The 426-nt window shown below is 42.3% G+C and carries 1 pseudogene; it reads right to left on the reverse strand.

Going from position 1 to position 426, the window contains the following annotated elements:
* A pseudogene (locus ACINWC141_RS13975) lies at window positions 1–393 on the reverse strand (major capsid protein); the annotation flags it as partial.
* Window positions 394–426 lie beyond the last annotated feature (33 nt).

Here is a 426-nt window from a genome sequence, read left to right on the forward strand (position 1 = left end):
TGTATTTACGGTAAAACCTTGAAACTCACGCGACCAGTAATCTGCAACCAGATCACCAACAGCACCAAGTGGATCGTCACCAGATAATGCTTTAGCCAAGTCATTAGCACCCCAGGCCTTACCACGTGCATGAAGAATCGCAATGTCCTTGCCTGAAGTGATGTTATTTACAGATAAAGGTGTTGAATCTGAAAGTACTTCTGACTCACCGCTTAAATCGTTCCAAAACGGAATATTTACCGTAGTACCACCTTCTGTACCGAAAGCTACATCAACATCGAGATCCCCAACAATACCGGATTGCCATAAAGCGGACTTTTCGGCAGTTTTATTTAATACGTACGGTGTGAATAACTCGGGTACGATTACATCAGCAATTTTTGTCTCAGCCATTAGGCTTTACTCCTTAAAGTTTAATACCGTGTT

This window comes from Acinetobacter sp. WC-141 (assembly GCF_000313935.1).
GTDB lineage: Bacteria > Pseudomonadota > Gammaproteobacteria > Pseudomonadales > Moraxellaceae > Acinetobacter.